The sequence below is a fragment of the Bacteroidota bacterium genome (genome assembly GCA_020161395.1).
GTDB lineage: Bacteria > Bacteroidota > Ignavibacteria > Ignavibacteriales > Ignavibacteriaceae > UTCHB3.
This window is the reverse complement of the sequence record JAIUOE010000010.1, coordinates 1-18,899: the sequence shown is the minus strand read 5'-3', so window position 1 is coordinate 18,899 and position 18,899 is coordinate 1. Positions and strand designations below refer to the sequence as shown.

Below are 18,899 nucleotides of genomic sequence, written 5' to 3'. Positions count from 1 at the left end.
GCAATTCAGCCCTCAGCCTTCAAATACTCAGCCATCGTTTAACATACTCTGCCGTATCAAACTTCCTTTTACATCCATTGTAGTTCATGTATCTGATCTTCCCGTAGACAGCTCGTTCAGTCCATGCGCGGTCATGAATTCCACCGATAGACCATGCAATGCCTGTATAACCGTTGGGGTCTCTGCCATCAAGTGAATATTTGTCGTTAAGATACACGGCTATTCTCATGGCTTCCTCAGGACTTTCACTCCATTCGAGAATCTTTTTTGCCCAGTACATCCGCATGTATCCGTGCATTTTCCCTTTTTTTACCATCTCCATTTGAGCTGCATTCCACAGGTCTTCGTGTGTTTTCGCTTCCTCAAATTCTGTTAGTGAATATACAAACTCCCTCTCATCGTTCCGGTGGGTGTTCAGGGTAAGCTTTCCCCAGTCCTTAAATCCCTCGAAGGAATCATACTTCGTGTTGTAGTAGCAAAAATTATCCGCCAGTTCTCTTCTTACAATCAATTCTTCAAGAAATGCATCTTTTGCTTCTGTTTTCTTTACCCTCATAAAAGCCTCGTAAGCTGCCCTTTGAGGAGCAAGTTTTCCGAAATGAAAATATGGTGAAAGGTCCGACTGATAATCTTCCGTTGGATCGTTTCTTTTGTCATCATAAAATTCTATCTTCCTGATCAGAAAGTTCTGTAATGCCTTCGTGGCTGATCCTGAACCGGGGTGAAAATGTTCCGACTCTTTCACCCCCCTGTTGATCACGAGAGATGAATTCACAGAATCCCAATCGACTCTTTCGGGATAACTCTCCTTGACGACAGGTTCGAAAAGTACCGGAAAATCGGTCAAAAGTTCGGGAAGAAGTCTGTGAATTTTAGGTCGCAAGGTGTATGCACCAAATTCCTCCTTGTTGCTGACATTGAGGACAGGAACAACATTATGTGCATCAACCTCATAGAAAGGAATATTGATCTGTTTGGCAACATCCCTTTTCCAGATTCTTTTGATCTTCAGCGGGTCGAAATCACAGATGAGAGCCGAAGCCCTGATTTCCTTCAAAAACTGCGGAAGTGTTGTCTCAGGGGATCCAAGGAGTACTTTAAATGGAATCAGATGATTCCTTAGAACTCTCTCCACTTCCATCAGCCCCTTGATCATGAAGTTATACTGTCTCTCTGTTGCCTCAAGGAAATTTGGTACAAGAGTAAAAACCACCATGAGGGGCATTTGCCGTCTGTTTGCCGTCTGAAGTGCAAAAAGAAGAGCCCAGTTGTCATCCGCCCTTTGGTCACGACTCATCCAGTAAACCACCACCCCGTTTCTGTTCGTCCCCTCCTGCAGAAGTCTTATTCTCCTCTCATCGACTACTATCTGTTTTTGCATTATAAGCTCCCGGAATCACCAAATTCCGCTGTCTTAAGATTTTTGACTAAATTTCGTTTTAATTTTCTGAAAAATTTCCCCAAAAATGCAACACTTTGAAGATAACTTTTGGCACTACCAAAATAACAAACTATTTTGTGAAAACATCCCTGTTGAAGAAATAATTTCTGCTGAAGACACTCCGGCTTACATTTACAGCAAAGCTTCGCTCGTTAAAAGATGCCGCGAGTTTGATGCCGCTTTCAAAAATGTACCTCACAAAGTCTTTTATGCAGTAAAATCAAACTCAAATATCAATGTAATCAGAATAATCTATAACGAAGGATTTGGTCTCGATGTGAACTCGGGCGGTGAATTCTATCGCGCCCTTAAAGCCGGTGCCCATCCAAGCCGGATGATAATGACCGGCGTCGGAAAAACTCTCGAAGAAATCCGCCTCGCAGTTGAGTCTGAAGTACTCATGATAAAAGCTGAATCGAAGCTTGAAGTGGAAATGATAAACGAAATTGCTGGCGAACTGGGGAAAAAGGCTTCGGTGGCATTGCGTGTAAATCCGGATATTGTTGTCCAGACACATCCAAATATCTCAACTGCTAAAAGCGGTGTAAAGTTTGGAATCGATCCGGGACCTGCAATGGATATTTTTCTGAATCATAAGAACTATCAAAACATCGAATTCACAGGAATTGATGTCCACCTTGGTTCACAGATCCTGTCGTTCGACCCTTACTTCGAGACTCTGAAAAAACTAAGGTTATTCATGAGTAAACTCGAAGATCGCGGTTTGAAATTAAAACACCTCGATCTCGGCGGAGGTTTCGGGTCACCCTACCACGGCGGGGATATCTTCCATATTAAAGAATTTGGAGAGCAGGTGGCTCCAATACTGAATGATTTTAACTGTGAAATATTCTTCGAACCGGGAAGATTCATCACATCAAACTGCGGAGCCCTTATCAGCAAAGTGCTCTACACAAAAGAAAGCGGAAATAAAAATATTCTCCTTCTCGACACTTCCATGACAGAAATTATCCGCCCGATTCTTTACCAAAGTTACCACGAAATCCTTCCGGTAGAACTTATTAACTCCCGTGAGCGTATAACATACGATGTTGTCGGACCGGTCTGCGAATCGAGTGATTATCTCGCCAAAGGAAGGGAACTGCAAAAAGGTGAACCGGGAGATCTCGTAGCAATAATGTCTGCAGGTGCATATGCTTCGGTAATGTCGTCAAATTACAATGTCAGAAGAAAACCACCTGAAATAATTGTGGATGGCAGTGCCTGGCATATAGCTCGCAGCCGTGAAACCTATGACCACCTCATCTATGATGAGAGAGTAATTGATGACTTGATCAAAATACCTTAATTCAGTTAATTGCGAACCAACAGTAGAAATTTAAACAACTCAAGAAGATTATGAAAAAAACACTCTTTGCCCTCTCCATACTGACCATTTTACTGACCTCCCAGGGTTGCCTCCTCGTCGAAAAAATGAGATATGAGATAACCATAAATAAAAATTCCGATACAACAGGCACCGCCACCCTCTTCGCAGACGGAATTTATTCAGATGCAACCGGCAACAAGGAGCTGGAACAGGATACTACAATTCTGTGGGATATCTACTTCCAGAGGGATGAATTTTTAGGATATATGGCAGAGACGGGAAAAAGACTCATCGGTGTAAACCTCGATGTAGTCAACAAAAAACTCTCGGGAAGTGTACAGTTTTCCTTCAATTCCATCCGCAATGTGGAAGCCATCCAGTTTGACGGTGAATACTATTACTATACCAACATCAGCAAAGATTCCATCGGTGTAACAAACGGTACCGTTATCAAAAAGCCGGAATACACCCGCATCATATGGCCCAAAGATGAGAAAAAACTCGAATTCGAACTCATCAGCAAAAAACCCCAAAACAAGCGGGACCTTGTACCATTTTTTAAGAAAAAAGTAAAGTAGTTATGAATTATGAGTTATGAGTTATTATTTAATTTTGGTTCTAACTCATAACTTATAACTCATAACTCATAATTAAAAATGCGTTTCCTCCAGGTATCTTTCCCGCTTCCGGTTGATTCTCTTTTTACCTACTCGGTTCCGGTAACGCTTTATGATGAAGTGGAGATCGGGAAACGGGTGGTTGCCCCTTTTGGTCAGAGAACTCTAACGGGATTTATTGTCGGGATGACGGATGACCCCCCCTTTGATGATCTGAGTAAAATCAAAAAAATTATTCGGGTACTCGACAAGCATCCCGTTTTTGACGAAAAAAAGTTGAAATTTTATCAGTGGCTCTCTTCTTTTTACATGAGTTCGCTCGGAGAGGCACTAAAACTTACCGACCCCTACGGCACTTCCATTCAGTCTGAAAAAATTGTTTACTCCGACCGTGAAACGATCGAGAAATTTATCGGAAATGAAAAAAACACCTCATCCACACGATACAAAGTGATGGATCTGCTTCTGAAGAAGGAGAAATATACCCTAAAACAACTCCAAAATCTGACGGGTGTGAAGTCGATAATCAATCCTTTGAAGAAAATGGAGCAGGAGGGAATTCTCACTATCGATGACGGACTAAGCAAGCCCAAGGTTAAAACCAAAACCGAACGGTATGTCAGACTTGCAAAATCACTTGAAGAGATATATTCGGTGATACCCGAAATCGAGAGACGCTCCCCTAAACAGGTTACTGTGCTTCTGAAGCTTGCATCTTTCAGAACGAAGGAAGCCCCCTCGGGAAAACTGCTAAAAGTGGTATCAGGCTCTTCAAGTTCCATAAACGGACTTGTGGAAAAAGGTCTTGTGGAGGTTTATGACAAGGTGGTTGACAGAGTTTACCACGAAACCTACAACGAGGAATTGAAGCAGTTCGATCTCTCACCGGACCAGGAAAAAGTGATCTCTGCCGTTTCTGTGCATATTACAAATAAAAGTTTCAAACCCTTTCTGCTTCATGGAGTAACGGGAAGCGGTAAAACCCAGGTTTATATCGAACTGATAAAGAAGACCATTGCAAAGGGGGAAAGTTGCCTCCTTCTCGTTCCTGAAATCTCGCTGACTCCTCAAATGACGGCGAGACTCGTTCAAAATTTCGGAGATAAGGTTGCAGTAATTCACAGCAGGGTCTCCCCGGGAGAGAGGCATGATGCATGGATGAGAATAGCATCGGGAAAGTGCAAGGTTGTCACAGGTGCGCGCTCGGCTCTGTTTGCACCGCTGAATGATATCGGCCTGATAATAGTGGATGAGGAACACGATTCCAGTTACAAACAGGAGGAAATACCCCCGAAATATCATGCCCGGGATGCTGCAGTGGTTCTCGCAAAGCACAATGACTGTCCAATTTTGATGGGCTCTGCCACCCCCTCCATCGAGTCGATGCATAATGCCCGTTCAGGCAAATACACACTTCTCGAACTCCCCGAAAGAGTTGATGGTGCTACACTTCCCGACTTAAAACTTGTAAACACCACCGAAATGAAGAAAAAAGGAGAGATGGAGAATGTCTTCTCGAAGCTCCTTCTGAGTAAAATCGATGAGAAAATCAAAAAGGGGGAAGGGGTTATTCTCCTCCAAAACAGACGGGGGTTTGCCACTCAGGTTTACTGTGTCGAGTGTGGCAACCTTGAAAAGTGTGACAACTGCTCTGTGGGAATGATCTACCACATAAAAACGAACAACATCAAATGTCACTATTGCAACTCCGTAAAACCAATGCCAAAAGCGTGCACAGTATGCGGCTCCCGAAATGTGAAACTATTTGGGACGGGCACTGAGAGAGTGGAAGATGAATTGCAGTCATATTTCCCCGATGCCCGGATTGAAAGAATTGACTCCGATACAATCTCGGAAAAAGGGAAACTTGGAGAGATTCTGAATAAATTCAGGGATGGTGAAATTGATGTGCTGGTAGGAACTCAGATGGTTTCGAAAGGACTTGATTTCCCCCGCGTTACCCTCGTCGGTGTGATTTCAGCGGAGGCTTCATTATGGATGCCCGATTTCAGAGCAGAGGAGAGAACTTTTCAGATGCTGACTCAGGTCAGCGGCAGGGCGGGCAGAAGCAACCTCCCCGGTGAAGTGATTATCCAGACTTATGATTCGAATCATCCCCTCCTTAAGCTGGTGTTGAATGGCGATTATCCGGGATTTTTTAACAGGGATGTGCAAAGTCGCGAATTCAGGCTCTATCCCCCGTTCTCAAACCTCTGCCTCGCCGAGACAAAGGATAAAGACCCGATAAAGGCAAGTAATGCCCTTATTGATTTGTACAAAGAGATGTTTAATTACAACAGAAATGTCTCAATTCTTCCCCCCTCTGCGGCAGTCCTCTCAAAACTGAAAAACGAGTTTCGCTTCCAGATGCTCATAAAAACTTCCAAAAAGGTCGATCCCTCTGCTTCAATCCTTAGAGAAACCATTACCAAAGCTCACGAAATCTGGCGGAAAAAATCAAAACACAAAGATATCAGAATTGTCTTTGATATGAATCCCTATTCAGTGGTTTAGGTGTCCGAAGCCTTTTTTATTGTGTAAGGAATTCTATCCCCCGGTTTCACGCCCACATTTCCCCTCTTGAAAATGACTACAGCATTCTGAAATCCGTCACTTTTACTGGTTATGGCAAACACCGAACATTTATTAAAAAATTTTCCCGCCAGAAAAGCTACAAACCAGTTTGGTCTGACATTGTCAAGAATAAACCAGTCAGAATCTCCACTCGTATTCTTTCTTATTTCTTCCACAAGGTTGAGCTTGTTCATAACTCCGGTTCCAAGATCACCGACATAGGAATATTGCAAAGTGAACAAAACTGCTTTTGGCGTATCCATCTTTCCCGGCATATCCTTGGGCAGGCTTAGTTCGACATCCTTCACCACCTCAAAGTAAATTTTTTCCTCGATGTCCCCCTCAATTATCTCACTAAAATCGGGGAATATAATTTTCATCAAATCAGAGAAACGGTCAACGGGTACTATTTTGATGTTATCAGGACGAAAATATTTGTCGAATTCGTTCTGTTTCGGAATATATAGAGTATCAACCTCAGGATATTCATTGATGAAGGCTTTAATCTTTTCAGTTAAACCGGATACTCTCTCAATCTTTCCATACTCATTTAATGCACCCGTAAAAGCCACATTTGCCGGAAGGGCTCTCTTAAAAACTGTAGAAAGGAGTGCCATAGCCATTGGAAGTTCGTGTGATCTTCCCTTTATTTTTATATCATCAACATATACATCAAACGCATCGAAGACTACAGGTTCGAAGTTGAATAAATGGCTCCTTGCAACAAAAAACTTTTTTTCTTTGATGATTTCATTTATCAAATTGGAAATCATTGTCAGAGCAGGACTTACAGATTTCCTTTCAATCTGTGACGGAGATGTTGCTTTCTGTGCAACTAATTTCATCCTGTAAGCTGCTCCTCCGGTTGTTTCGGAGAAGTAGGTTGCAAGGTATGTTTCGCCAATTTGAAGTGATTCAACCGGGCTGAACCGGCTGCAAATTTGAAGTTCAGATGTAACATCCTGGTCGGGATATACCATTTGCAGAAATCTCTTCTTGGTATCCTCTTTTAACCTGCGTCCACTGATTCCCGTTAAATATTCATCCCGGATTCGAAGGAAAAAATCCACCCTCTCTTCCTTGTCTTTTTGCTGGTACTCGGAGATTGCTACATCAAAACCATTGTTGTATTGTCTGAGTTTATTGATGATCCTGTTAATTTTACCGGACATTTGCTCTCTTATTTGAAATTGACAGGTAATTCAAACGCCTGACCGGCGAGTTTATAGGTTAGAACAAAACCATTTTTCATATTTTGAACTATATTTTCAGGAATCAGAAAATTAATCTGTCTGGAACCAAAATTTCCATCATGAAAATCAGAATAGCTCCCTTCACCGTCTCCGCTTGTTAGAGTGATTCTGACACCCGTCAAATCTCTGTCGTCCTCCAGATTTAATGCTGTGAAAACCATTACCGGCTCGGAGCTTATGGTGGCAAGAGCGATTGAAATGTTGTCGTGACTTTTCAGAAGAATTTTCTTGTTTTTCGCTCTGGGATTGAAATCCGGTCTCTCGGGTGTCATTGCCATCATCATCATATATTCAGGTTCCGGAGAGGCGAGAGCATTCTTCAGGAAACCCAGGAATTCCAGTAATGTTTTCTCTACAGTGTCAAAAACCGTTACCCTCTCCTCATCTTCAACCAGATCTGCAGCATGAAAAACTTCCTGAGCAAAGCTGAACAACTCTTCCCTGAGGTTTTCGTTGTATTCAAAGATTATGGGGTCGTAAGGATCGTTCCTGCCCTGGCGTGTGAAATTGGGAAGTGTCGCCAGCTCACCTTTGTTGTCGGTTTTGAGGAGGAAATCGGTGATATCTTTTTTAAGCTCGCCGTGATAAAGGTCGAGTCTTTCCTTCATGATGTTTGTAACCTGAAACGGAAGAACTACAGATTCGGAATAATAAACGAAATCTTCAGGAAGTATCACATCTGTTTCGGTTGCCATGTGAACCTTATGTGTTACCGGAACAACTCTTACATCTTTTCCTGTAATGGAGTCTTCTGGAGAAGACAAAACTACAAACCGGTATTCCTTGCCTGTAATTCCCCATATTTGTCCCGGTTTTATCTCATCAGGTTTTTCGTACACAGCCGCCCGGGCTTTTTCCACCATCTTTTTGAATTGCTCCAAATCAGGCATCACACTTTTTTGTTTGATCATCTTTTTCTCTTTTTTGTCCATATCAGACACTCCTTGCTTCACATTTCTGCAACAATAGCACAATTTTCATCAATTAATTCCCTGTAGATATACATGGTATTTATCCTTTAGTCTCACAGTCAGTTCATCCTGCAACAGGGCGAGCACGGTTTCCTCGCTGTAGTCCCATAATAGATCAGCAAGTTCTTTAGTCCAATCCTTTATGTGGCATCTCATCGCTCTGTTTGCCCGCTCGGATATGTAGTATTCAACATTTTTCTGAGTCATTCCTGCAATTTTTCCGATTTCTTTGCTGGTTTTGTTGCTCATCGATAAATAAAGGAGCTGCATAAAAACTTCTTCGCTCAATATTTTATCTGAATTGGCTTCTTGCTCAATTTCCGACATAACATTATCCATAAAATCTTTTATTTCAAGCTCCTTATCCGCCCAAAAATTTGTATCCTTTGCTTCATATTCCGGTGTTTCATTCTCCGGATCTTCGTCTCCGTCAATTCTAACCTCAGTGTTTTTTATGCCTCTTGAGTAATTAACCAACTGATTGAGCAATAATTGTTCTTCAACCGGTCCATTGATTAATGTCAGGAGTTCGAGAATGAACACTGCATCAAGTTTTGTGTCATCATCAGCGAGTTGCCAAATGTAACCATAAATGGATTCTTCACTGAGCCCAGGCTGATCGAACACATTATTCACACTGACCTTTGTATCATTAGAGTAAATTCTGCCCTCGTTTTCCAAACTTTGCAAAATTTTTGCATATTTTTTTCTTGTGGCAATCCGGTTTGCATCGGCTTTATCACCATAAAGGGGTTTTAAGGCGTTCGCTATAGTGATCCTCAGGTAAGCTTCAGGATCGTCGGGAGCTTCCTCTCCGCGGAAAGTAGTGAAAAGCGACTCGAGTACACCCGACATGGCATTCAAAACCTGCCATTCATCAAAATTAAAAAGTGTTTGCCTTGCTCTCTTCTCAAAAAAGCCTGTGAACCAAGCATAAGCCGCTGATATTTCGGCATATGTCAGCGAATCATCCTGTTTAAGCATTCTGAAAAATCTTTCTGCTTCGCTCATTTTATTCTTTTTCCCCATTTTCTTATCCGTCCAAATTGTTCATTTTATTTTTAAGTTCAGTTTTCTTTTGCTCCGAAATCTCGAATTTCTTTTCCACGAGTGTTGAATACTTAAAAAATTGTCGATACTTCAGGAGGATGTAGCATTTGCGGTCGATGCCGTCGTTGTCAGTGTCAAGAAAAACAGTCTCGGAGCGCTTGCGATGGAAACTCCCTGTACTGCAGGGGAACCAGCCGGTCAGGAACCGGTTGCTTTTGGTGGGTGGATTTCCGACGACACCGGGTCTGAATTCTTTATAAGTGTTTTCAGATCTGTCGCCGTCAAAAAGGACTTTACTGTCGTGTACAAGGTGGCCTGTACCGAACTGCTGAGATTCTATTTTTTGAATCGCTTCTTTGCTTGCATCAGGAGGATACCCGGGGTAAAATTTATTGTTCTTCCTGAATTTTTCGAATCCGGGGTAATCTTCTTCAATTCCGCGAAACTTCCCGGATCTTTTTTTCCTGTCGTCTTTAGTATTCATATTATGCCTGCCGGTAAAAAATTAACTGATTGTTTCCGCCCTCGGCGCTGCCAAAAAAGGCTGAAAACCGGTTAATAAAGTTATGAAATTTCGGAAAAAAACAGGTGAAATTTTTTATTTTTTTCTAATCGAGTGCATCACATTCCGAAGTGCGGTCATATTTCCGGCTATAATACCCCCAATGCTGTCGATTTCCTTCTTGTAGCCATAGACCGATTGCCCGCCAAAGATGATTTTAATGCTTTTGGGAAGAAGAATCCCCATTTTCTGGATATCAGAGGAGAGATATGGATCGTCATCCGGATAGACGATGCTCAATGCAATAGCCTTTGCATTTACCCGGAGTGCAGCGGCTGCTATATCTTCTGCGGGAAGGTTCGAACCCAGAAAAACGGTTTTCCATCCTTCAGATGAAGCCGCGAATGTGGTCATGAATGCACCGAGATCGTGCAACTGGTTTGCCGGAGAACAAACCACCATGACGGGGGCAGCAGAATGAATCGAGAAACCTGCCTGAATTCCTCTCAGAAATCTTTTTATCGTTTCAATTGCGAGATGCTCATGTGCCGGTCTTAGTTTACCAACCCGCCAAAGGTCACCTGTTTTATGCATGAGAGGAGTAATCACTTTGTCGAACAATTCCAGCAAGGTAAACTGAAGTGAGGATTTAATCAGCTCTGTTTCGAGTTTCTGTGAGTCGTATTCCTCAATCGCTTTCAGGCATCGTGTGATGATGTCTCCCTCACTTTTGGGCTCCACACCGGGGAGATGGTGGTGAAGCTCCGGCTGTCCCAGCATATCCTTGAGACGCGATATACCAAGGGAAGCCACATTCCCTATCGAGTAACCTTTTGAGGTGAGGAGCTTTAGCAATTTCAGCTTTTCGATCGCTTCTTCAGTATATACCCTCCTGTTCGTACCTGTTCTTGACGGAGTAATTGCAGAATACCTTTTTTCCCACGCCCTGATGAGATGGGACGAAAGGCCTGTAAGTTTTGCGACGACATTTATGGGGAATTCTAAAGTTTCTTTCATATCCTAAAATTAAGCATCTTTTCGCTAATAATCAAGTGTCGTTCAATTTTTGTCAATAATTATCTAACATTTGGAACTCTTTTTATTGCCACAAATGTTAAACAAGTACTTACTCCAACAGTGTTAATTATAGAATCTCTCCCGATGCTCCGGCAGTAATGTAAAGATGGATATACTGTGAACGAATTGCTGTGAATTGCCTGTGTGCCGGAGTATCAATAAAGATTTGTTGGCTCCGAAGTGATGTGTGAAATGTTAGAGAGGCTGATTTCCGAAAGGTTATCAGCCTCTTTTTTATTGGCTAAAGCTGAGTGTATCTACCCTTGGGGATCTTGAAAAGACTGCCTCCGGCAGAGAGGGAAATAATGAAAACGATCGCCATGATCACAATCCCCACTATGATCGATATTTTCATCCATTTGAAGTAGTTTCCGAGATTTTCGATGGCTCTGTATTCTTCAGCCTCATCCCCGTAAGTTGCATAATTTTGGAAATGGTTTCCCGCATCCTTTGCCTTCATCCCGGTAATAATCGTAAGAACTCCTGAAGGAATTCCGTACAGCGAAAGACAGTTGAGAACACCGATGATGATATTAAGAATACCGACAAATTTGGCATCGGAACCAAGCTTTGTGATAATGTTCTTTTCGTAGTAGTTGTTTTCCATGTTAGTGTACTCCCGATCTTGAAATACTCGAAATCATTGCTGCAAAGACGAATACAAAAATCAGAATTGCAAGAATCGCAACTACAATTCCGACTATAAACAAAACCTTCAATATGAAAAAATGCTTCTGATAGTTCTCATAGGCATTCGTTTTTATCACATTGTCGTTTGTCATCATAAATTGTTCGATTTGTGCTCCGGCATCCTTGGCTCTGATTCCGGCAAATAAATATGGAAGACCAAACGGTATCCCGAAAAGTGTAAGACAAACCAACCCGCCGACAACCATCATGAAAATTCCCACGAATTTCGAGTCGGCTGCCAGCTTTGACATCATACTGTTCATTATAAAATCATTCTGCATAGCACAGTCCTGATCTGTTTTGTAAATATGAAATTTAACCGGTGTGGCATTTCGCTAATATCGCAAATCCACAATGGAATTTCCAAATATTTTACGAGAATTACAAATGAATCGGGTATTTTTTTATCAGGGAATTTTTTATCCCGGAGGGGTTGAGTTTTCAGGGATTAAATTGTATCCACTGAAAAGACAACCCCTCTGCACGGGGAAAGGAAATCTCTATCCGATAATATCTTTTCTGAGATATGGTCTTAGAGCTTCGGGAACATTGAGTTTGCCGTCAGGTCTGAGATTGTTTTCGAGAAGTGAAACCATCAACCGGCTGGTGGCAAGCCCTGAACCGTTCAATGTATGAATGAACTCAAGCTTTTTATCCTCCGAACGGCGATATTTTATGTTTGCTCTCCGGGCTTGAAAATCTTCAAAGTTACTGCAGGAAGAGGCTTCGAGCCATTTCTTTTCAGCGGGTGACCACACTTCGATGTCATAGCATTTCGCTGCCGAAAAACTTAAATCTCCGGTACAAAGCATCAGAACTCTGTATGGAATATTCAAGGCTTTCAGAATATCTTCGGCATCATTCACAAGTTTTTCAAGTTCATCGTAAGAACCTTCAGGTTTTGCGAACTTCACCATCTCTACCTTATTAAACTGGTGAACTCTTAAAAATCCCTTGGTATCCTTGCCATAAGAACCCGCTTCCCGTCTGAAACAGGGGGAGTATCCGCAGTATTTTATCGGAAGTGAGGACTCATCAAGAACCTCGCTTCTGTAAATATTGGTAATCGGCACCTCCGCAGTCGGAATAAGATACATCCCGTCTCTTTCACAGGTGTACATATCCTCTTCCATTTTCGGAATCTGTCCCGTCCCTTTCATCGAATCACGATTCACTATAAAGGGGGTCATCACTTCCTGATATCCGTGATGCTCAAGATGGAAATCGAGGAAAAAGTTGAAAAGTGCTCTCTCAAGAGTGGCTCCGTCTCCCATGTAGAGGGGGAAACCGGAACCTGAAATCTTTGTTCCCCTCTCAAAATCGAGGATTTTCAGATTTTTGCCAATCTGAAGATGGTCGGGAACCACGGTCGGGTCATCAAGATTATATCCATCGGGAAGCCATCTTCTCACTTCAACATTATCAGCGGCAGATTTTCCGACGGGTACTGATGAATGCGGCAGGTTGGGAATGTAAGCGAGTATGTTGTTCAAATCCGCTTCCACTACTGCAAGCTCTTCGTTATACTTTTTTATATCCTCTCCGACACCTTTCATCTCCTCTATGAGGGAAGTGGCATCTTCCTTGGCTTTTTTAAGCCTTGCCACCTCGTCGCTTACCCTGTTCCTCTTCGACTTCAGATCATCGGCGATAACGAGAATTTCTCTCCTCTTTTTGTCGAGTTCGAGTACTTCATCAATTCTGTTTTTTTCATTTTTGTTTTCGATTCCCTGTCTTACAACATCGGGATTCTCTCTTATAAATTTTAAGTCTAACATTTTATGCCTGTTTTACTATTACATTCAAAATTTTGTTTTTAACAAAGATTACTTTAATGATCTCTTTTCCTTCAATGAACTTGCCAGTTTTGGGGTCATTTTTTGCCGCATCAAAAACAGATTCCTGATCTGAATCGACGGGCATGTCAACAGTTCCTCTCATCTTGCCCGAGACCTGAACAGCAATCGTGACGGAGTCAACCGTCAAAGCTGCAGGATCGGGGGTGAACTGATCGGGTTCCTCAAACAGCGACTTTTCCCGTCCCAAAATGCTTGCAATTTCCTCGGCAAGATGTGGTGCCAGTGGAGCCAGCATCGAAGCAACCCTCAAGAGAGTGTATGTCTGAATTCCGGCTCTGCAGGCTGCAAGATTCTTTCCGAGTTCATTGCTCAGTTCCATCATCGAGGCAATTGCCGTATTGAATTTCAGATGTTCCATCTCATGTTGATATTTCGCGAGGGTTTTGTTCACATATCTGTAAACCGATTTTTCTTCACTGCTCAAATCTGCAAGATCATATTTTTCTTCGGATTTATGTTTTGTAAACCATCCTGCATAGGTCTGAGCCATGTCATAAAGTCTCTGGGCAAACCGTTCAGTGCCGGTAATTCCTGAATCACTCCAGTCACCACCAAGTTCATATGGTCCCATGAACATCAGGTATAGACGGAAAACATCAGATCCGTATTTGTCGATGTATGGCTCGGGATTTACGACATTCCCTTTCGATTTCGACATCTTGGCACCCTGATTGGTGATTGTCCCCTGATGCACAAGCCTCATGAACGGTTCGGGAGTTTTGACAAGACCAATATCCATCAAAAATTTGTGGACAAAACGGGCATACAGCAGATGCATCACCGAGTGTTCCCTGCCCCCAATATACATGTCAACGGGTGACCATTTATCGGTAAGCGAAGTGTCGATCATCCCGTCCTTAAATTTCGGATTCAGATAACGGAGGTAGTACCAGGAGGAATCCACAAATGTATCCATCGTGTCGGGGTCTCTTTCAGCAGGACCGCCGCACTTCGGACAGGTTGTGTTCATAAATCCTGCGTGTCTCCTCAAGGGTGAATCACCCTGAAGTTTAAACTCCACATCGTAGGGAAGTGTAACCGGAAGCTGCTCTTCGGGAACAGGAACCTCGCCGCATGTATTACAGTAAACCACGGGGATCGGCGTTCCCCAATACCTCTGACGGGAAATCAGCCAGTCCCTCAGTCTGTAGTTAACTTTGGCACATCCGTTCCCTGTTTTTTCAAGTTCCTTTATAACCGCTTCTTTACCGGCAATTGAGTTTAATCCCGTAAATTTACCCGAATTTACCATTGTTCCTGCCTCGGTAAATGCCTCGGCAAGTTCATCCTCGAGATTGGTACCTTCCTGAAGAATCACTTTTCCGATTGGAAGGTTAAACTTCTTCGCAAATTCAAAATCTCTCTCATCATGTCCGGGAACAGCCATTACACAGCCTGTTCCATAGGTTACGAGGACATAATCACCGATCCAGACGGGAACCGATTCACCGTTGACCGGATTAACCGCATAAGAACCCGTGAACACACCCGATTTCTCTTTTGTCGTCGATTGTCTGTCAATATCGGTCAGATATGCGGTTTGTTCAACATATTTTTCAACAGACGATTTGTATTCGGGCTTCGTGAGTTTTGCTACAAGCGGATGCTCGGGAGCCAGGGTTACATAGGTAACACCAAAAAGTGTGTCAGGTCGGGTGGTAAAAACTTTTATTACCTCTTCACTTCCTTCCACCTTAAATTCGACTTCAGCACCCACACTTCTGCCAATCCAGTTACGCTGTTTGGTCTTTGTCTCTTCGGGCCAGTCAATCAGATCAAGATCTTCAAGCAGTCTGTCGGCATAGGCTGTGGTCTTAAAGAACCACTGTACAAGGTTTTTTTGAATAACGGGACTTCCGCATCTCTCACAGCTTCCATCCCCGAGTACCTGTTCATTAGCCAAAACTGTCTGGCACGAAGTACACCAGTTTACGGGTGATTTTTTGCGGTATGCGAGTCCTTTTTTGTAGAGTTGAAGAAAAAGCCACTGATTCCATTTGTAATAATCGGGATCACATGTCATCAATTCACTGTTTGAATCATACATGCAGCCGATTCTTTTGAGCTGGGCTCTGATATCTTCTATGTTTTTCAGGGTGCTGTCCAACGGATGAACACCCGTCTTTATTGCGTAGTTTTCGGCTGGAAGACCAAATGCATCGTAACCGAACGGTTCGTAAACATTATATCCCATCAATTTTCTGAATCGTGCCCATGTGTCAGCGGGACCATAATTGTACCAGTGCCCGCAGTGAAGTTTTGCCCCTGAAGGGTAAATAAACATTACCAGGGAGTAAAGCTTTTTGGCAGGATCGTTCAGATCAGTCTTGTAAACCCCGTGCTCGTCCCAGTATTTTTGCCATTTCGGCTCGATTTCGCTTGCTTGATATTTCATACTTATAAAGTCTTAATATTTTAAATATTTCAAACTTTAAAAATAGGAATATTTGGGGAATTGGGAGGCAGTTCCTGAGTGACTTGAGTACCTGAGTACTTGAGTGCTTTTATCACTTAAAGAATATACGGTTCCGAAGCTCCCGGGTTCTAAAAAAAGGTTGCCCGTTAAGAGACAGCCTTATAAATTAGAAACAGATTGTACCGGTGACCAAAGTGAAGTCATTCCTTCACAATCATCAGGAGTGCGGCATCCCCTCCTGAAAGTAGTAATTTCACATAATCTGAACTGCCGGTCCTGTCCTGCGAAAATCGACCGGGTACCGTGTTTTGTGAATCAGACAAGTTCAGAATTTTAAATCTTTTGAATGGAACACTCTCCACATCGATAAATACCTTTACTTCCCTGACCGCATGAGTAGTCGGATCACGGTCAGTATCGTCACAAAATTTATTCACAACATAAAGAAGTAAAGTGTCAGGCGAAAAAGTCCTTTCCTTGCCGCTCAGTCCGTTGGTATAACCAAACAGTCCTGCTTCCATATAAGGTATTGAGTCGGGAATATCTTTGTCAAGAAGTCTGCTGCTGATCGAACTGATCCATTTTCTTCCTCTATCGAGACGATATTTCCCGCCATTCTGATCTGATGTAAACCCGTTCAGCCAATTGCCTCGCAAAATGTATTTTTCTATCGATTTGATGGTGGTTATGGTTTCTTTCACTGCCCGGTATCTGTCATTTCCTGTTTGTTCCGCATAGCCTCTTGAGAAACAGACTTCCTTGCTGTCATCATCATATTTTCTCCCGGCATCGTCAAAGATTCCGTAAGTTGCAAGCACTTCACTCCCTTCCACGAGAGGTTGTCTGAACATCGGGATCATTGTCGGTACCATATAATACATGAAACCTTTTGCTCCATAAGCTATTGCGAGATTACTCATCGCCTTTACTTCCTCCGGTGTCGGTGCCCGAAGTTCACCAAATTTAGGTTTGTAAGAGTATTTCCCGTTACCGTCGTATCTTATGGTCTGAGATGCAGCCACTTGTATGGTGTGAAACAAGGGGATGTCATCCCCCGGGATTCCTGATGTGTAATTTTGGGATGCTTCTATTGCGGAAAGATAGCCCATGTGTTGGATCATGTCGCGGTCGTGACCCGGATATTTAAGTACAGGTTCACCTTTGTGGCAGATCATCTCATCAAAAGCCCTCTGAAGTCTTGCCTGATCATCGTATCCTTTTGGAATCTCCCTGATCAGGGGATAGAAATCATAGAGGAGATAATTTTTATAGAACTGTTCACCTTTGGACATTTCCCTGTCGAAAGCAAGATTCCAGTTCCAGGCACCTCCTGTTGCACCATTAATATCAAGTCTTTCCCTGTTCGTTCCCCTTCTCAACATTTTCTGATAATCCCCCCGGATCTTCGTCGTAAGCATGTATGGTTCATCATAATATGCCGATTCAAAAAGAGGATTATCGATGTATTTACCGGTTTTTGAATTGATCGCAGACTCAATCTCCGAGCGAAGTTTCCCGTTTGAATAGAACTCCCTGAAATCCTCATCACAAATGGCGATCCTGTCTATACTCACACCGATGTTGTTCTCGAAATACAGAGCGATCTCCATCTCCTTCCCCACCTGATTGAACGCATCACTTCGTCGAAAAAGAGGATGAGTAACTTCGATCCAGTGGTAGCCATCTCCCTTAAAATCCTTCACGGTTACAGGAATTTGAAAGACCACATCGGGCAGTAAAGAGTCTCTTAAAGTGGCAGGATCTTCAAAATTCAATTGCTTTCCGAAATGATCTTCGGGATTCATTTCATAAGTATATGGTTTAATTCTTATCCGGACAGTAAGCACGGGAGTGGAAGCGGGAAGGTTATTTTCGTCTGTTTTTGCCTTTATCCACATAAAGTGCTGCCTGTTTCGTGTAAACATCATCCGGTTAATAATCCCGTAAACCAGGTAATATCCGCCTCCGGCTGACACTTCTCCTCTTCTGATTTTTATTTTTTTCCCGCCGGTGTCAAGGTCATCAGATGCCCTGCCGCCCGTTTTACCCGTGACCCACTTGGGAATCATATTGGGAGCAACATTCATCCACCAGACGCTGCTCGTGTCTCCCCCGGCAACTCCGAAGCCATAATTATTCTCTTTTGTAAGTGAAGAGCCGGTAAACGACGACGATTCCCCGATCTCAAAGGCATTCTCAATCGTATCGAGTCCCTGAGCGAGGAGATATCTCCCGGGATTGTTTGTTCCCTCGACCGGCAGACTTTCTATTTCCGACCATTCGATGTGACGGTCGTAGATTTTCAGTCCCGGATTTACGAGGGTATCTGAAGTGTAATCATCAAGAAATGTAACACAATGCGTAATTCCGGCTGCTTTCATCATCTCATATACAGGCTTAACTCTTTGCAGTACATTGTTTTCTTTGTCACTCCACGCTTCAACACCAAATTTGGCATTTATGTACTGGTCAAAAAAACTGATGTGCAGGAAGTAATCGATTCCCGGCCTGTTCTGTGACAAGGCTGAAAACGAGAGCAAAACTGACAGAATTAAGAATTTGGTGTTATTCATTTTATTAGACTTTTTGATTTTGTTGAGACCAAACAGGTCTTAATTAATACGGCAGATACCTGAAAAAAAAGCTGCCACCATTTCTGATGACAGCTTTTAGAAATATTCTTATCTACTTGAGCAACTGTAGTTTTACCCTCTCCTTCTTCACTTCTGAACCTGTCTTGAGGGTTATCTCTGCAAAATAGATTCCCGAGGCAGCGTTTTTCGAACCGAGGTTTATCTCTTGTTCATAACTTCCGGGATGTCGCTCTCCAAGTTCCCGTCTTTCAATCAGCTCTCCTGATACACTGACTATTGAAAGTGTCACGAAGCCCGTAGTCGTAAGAGTATACTTCATCTTTGTTGTTGGATTAAACGGGTTGGGGTACGCTTCCAACTTCAAAGATGAAGGAACTGAAGAGGGATTATTATCCTGAACAGATACCAGATTCCTGTCTCCCGCCACTATTACTGCATAGCCGTATCCCGTAGAATTACCGTCATAATCATATACAAGTGCTAAATCATCAACTCCATCTCCTGTTACATCTCCCACAAATCCCC

General features: G+C 42.8%; 15 protein-coding genes. 3 read left to right on the top strand and 12 right to left on the bottom strand.

Annotated elements, in window-relative coordinates; translation table 11 throughout:
* Window positions 1-19 precede the first annotated feature (19 nt).
* On the bottom strand, window positions 20-1,381 hold the full coding sequence (locus LCH52_13935) for a deoxyribodipyrimidine photo-lyase (GenBank protein MCA0389585.1): 1,362 nt from the start codon (window positions 1,379-1,381) through the stop codon (window positions 20-22).
* Window positions 1,382-1,466: 85 nt separating this feature from the next.
* Here LCH52_13935 and lysA point away from each other — a divergent pair, with 85 nt between their 5' ends.
* The 3 genes from lysA (at window position 1,467) to priA (ending at window position 5,902) form a co-directional block, all read left to right on the top strand.
* Window positions 1,467-2,750, top strand: coding sequence for a diaminopimelate decarboxylase (gene lysA, locus LCH52_13930; protein MCA0389584.1), 1,284 nt, complete (start codon window positions 1,467-1,469; stop codon window positions 2,748-2,750).
* Between the two features lie 50 nt (window positions 2,751-2,800).
* Window positions 2,801-3,349, top strand: coding sequence for a hypothetical protein (locus LCH52_13925; protein ID MCA0389583.1), 549 nt, complete (start codon window positions 2,801-2,803; stop codon window positions 3,347-3,349).
* A 78-nt stretch (window positions 3,350-3,427) separates the two neighbouring features.
* Entirely contained in the window at window positions 3,428-5,902 is a 2,475-nt protein-coding gene (gene priA, locus LCH52_13920) for a primosomal protein N' (protein MCA0389582.1), read from the top strand.
* On the opposite strand, the gene LCH52_13915 is transcribed toward priA, so the two are convergent.
* From LCH52_13915 to LCH52_13865, 11 genes are all read right to left on the bottom strand, one after another.
* Window positions 5,899-7,134 carry a hypothetical protein gene (locus tag LCH52_13915; protein ID MCA0389581.1) on the bottom strand — a complete coding sequence of 412 codons (1,236 nt, stop codon included), beginning with the start codon at window positions 7,132-7,134 and terminating at the stop codon, window positions 5,899-5,901. The two genes, priA and LCH52_13915, sit on opposite strands and share 4 nt — an antisense overlap.
* An 8-nt stretch (window positions 7,135-7,142) precedes the next feature.
* Entirely contained in the window at window positions 7,143-8,147 is a 1,005-nt protein-coding gene (locus LCH52_13910; GenBank protein ID MCA0389580.1) for a hypothetical protein, read from the bottom strand.
* Window positions 8,148-8,195: 48 nt separating this feature from the next.
* Window positions 8,196-9,197, bottom strand: a complete 1,002-nt coding sequence (locus LCH52_13905) for a hypothetical protein (GenBank protein ID MCA0389579.1) — start codon at window positions 9,195-9,197, stop codon at window positions 8,196-8,198.
* Window positions 9,198-9,219: 22 nt separating this feature from the next.
* On the bottom strand, window positions 9,220-9,720 hold the full coding sequence (locus tag LCH52_13900; protein ID MCA0389578.1) for a hypothetical protein: 501 nt from the start codon (window positions 9,718-9,720) through the stop codon (window positions 9,220-9,222).
* Between the two features lie 114 nt (window positions 9,721-9,834).
* Complete coding sequence (locus tag LCH52_13895; GenBank protein MCA0389577.1) at window positions 9,835-10,755, bottom strand: MerR family transcriptional regulator; 921 nt, start codon at window positions 10,753-10,755, stop codon at window positions 9,835-9,837.
* A gap of 301 nt (window positions 10,756-11,056) precedes the next feature.
* On the bottom strand, window positions 11,057-11,422 hold the full coding sequence (locus LCH52_13890) for a DUF5362 domain-containing protein (GenBank protein ID MCA0389576.1): 366 nt from the start codon (window positions 11,420-11,422) through the stop codon (window positions 11,057-11,059).
* Between the two features lies 1 nt (window position 11,423).
* On the bottom strand, window positions 11,424-11,786 hold the full coding sequence (locus tag LCH52_13885) for a DUF5362 domain-containing protein (protein ID MCA0389575.1): 363 nt from the start codon (window positions 11,784-11,786) through the stop codon (window positions 11,424-11,426).
* 219 nt (window positions 11,787-12,005) lie between these two features.
* A complete protein-coding gene (serS, locus tag LCH52_13880) occupies window positions 12,006-13,283 on the bottom strand; it encodes a serine--tRNA ligase (protein ID MCA0389574.1) in 1,278 nt (425 codons plus the stop codon).
* Between the two features lies 1 nt (window position 13,284).
* The gene (gene leuS / locus LCH52_13875) at window positions 13,285-15,759 is read right to left on the bottom strand and encodes a leucine--tRNA ligase (GenBank protein ID MCA0389573.1); all 2,475 of its coding nucleotides are present in this window, start codon (window positions 15,757-15,759) and stop codon (window positions 13,285-13,287) included.
* 221 nt (window positions 15,760-15,980) lie between these two features.
* Window positions 15,981-18,353: a hypothetical protein gene (locus tag LCH52_13870; protein MCA0389572.1), complete on the bottom strand. Its 2,373-nt coding sequence runs from the start codon at window positions 18,351-18,353 to the stop codon at window positions 15,981-15,983.
* Window positions 18,354-18,465: 112 nt separating this feature from the next.
* The coding region (locus tag LCH52_13865) for a T9SS type A sorting domain-containing protein (protein ID MCA0389571.1) at window positions 18,466-18,899 on the bottom strand (434 nt) is incomplete at its 5' end.

Excerpts from the sequence above, each read along its gene's own strand:
- leuS (MCA0389573.1), bottom strand. The coding sequence starts at position 15,759 with ATGAAATATCAAGCAAGCGAAATCGAGCCGAAATGGCAAAAATACTGG.
- LCH52_13925 (MCA0389583.1), top strand. The coding sequence starts at position 2,801 with ATGAAAAAAACACTCTTTGCCCTCTCCATACTGACCATTTTACTGACC.
- LCH52_13895 (MCA0389577.1), bottom strand. The coding sequence starts at position 10,755 with ATGAAAGAAACTTTAGAATTCCCCATAAATGTCGTCGCAAAACTTACA.
- LCH52_13870 (MCA0389572.1), bottom strand. The coding sequence starts at position 18,353 with ATGAATAACACCAAATTCTTAATTCTGTCAGTTTTGCTCTCGTTTTCA.
- LCH52_13910 (MCA0389580.1), bottom strand. The coding sequence starts at position 8,147 with ATGGACAAAAAAGAGAAAAAGATGATCAAACAAAAAAGTGTGATGCCT.
- LCH52_13885 (MCA0389575.1), bottom strand. The coding sequence starts at position 11,786 with ATGCAGAATGATTTTATAATGAACAGTATGATGTCAAAGCTGGCAGCC.
- serS (MCA0389574.1), bottom strand. The coding sequence starts at position 13,283 with ATGTTAGACTTAAAATTTATAAGAGAGAATCCCGATGTTGTAAGACAG.
- lysA (MCA0389584.1), top strand. The coding sequence starts at position 1,467 with ATGCAACACTTTGAAGATAACTTTTGGCACTACCAAAATAACAAACTA.
- LCH52_13905 (MCA0389579.1), bottom strand. The coding sequence starts at position 9,197 with ATGAGCGAAGCAGAAAGATTTTTCAGAATGCTTAAACAGGATGATTCG.
- LCH52_13900 (MCA0389578.1), bottom strand. The coding sequence starts at position 9,720 with ATGAATACTAAAGACGACAGGAAAAAAAGATCCGGGAAGTTTCGCGGA.
- LCH52_13890 (MCA0389576.1), bottom strand. The coding sequence starts at position 11,422 with ATGGAAAACAACTACTACGAAAAGAACATTATCACAAAGCTTGGTTCC.
- LCH52_13935 (MCA0389585.1), bottom strand. The coding sequence starts at position 1,381 with ATGCAAAAACAGATAGTAGTCGATGAGAGGAGAATAAGACTTCTGCAG.
- LCH52_13915 (MCA0389581.1), bottom strand. The coding sequence starts at position 7,134 with ATGTCCGGTAAAATTAACAGGATCATCAATAAACTCAGACAATACAAC.
- priA (MCA0389582.1), top strand. The coding sequence starts at position 3,428 with ATGCGTTTCCTCCAGGTATCTTTCCCGCTTCCGGTTGATTCTCTTTTT.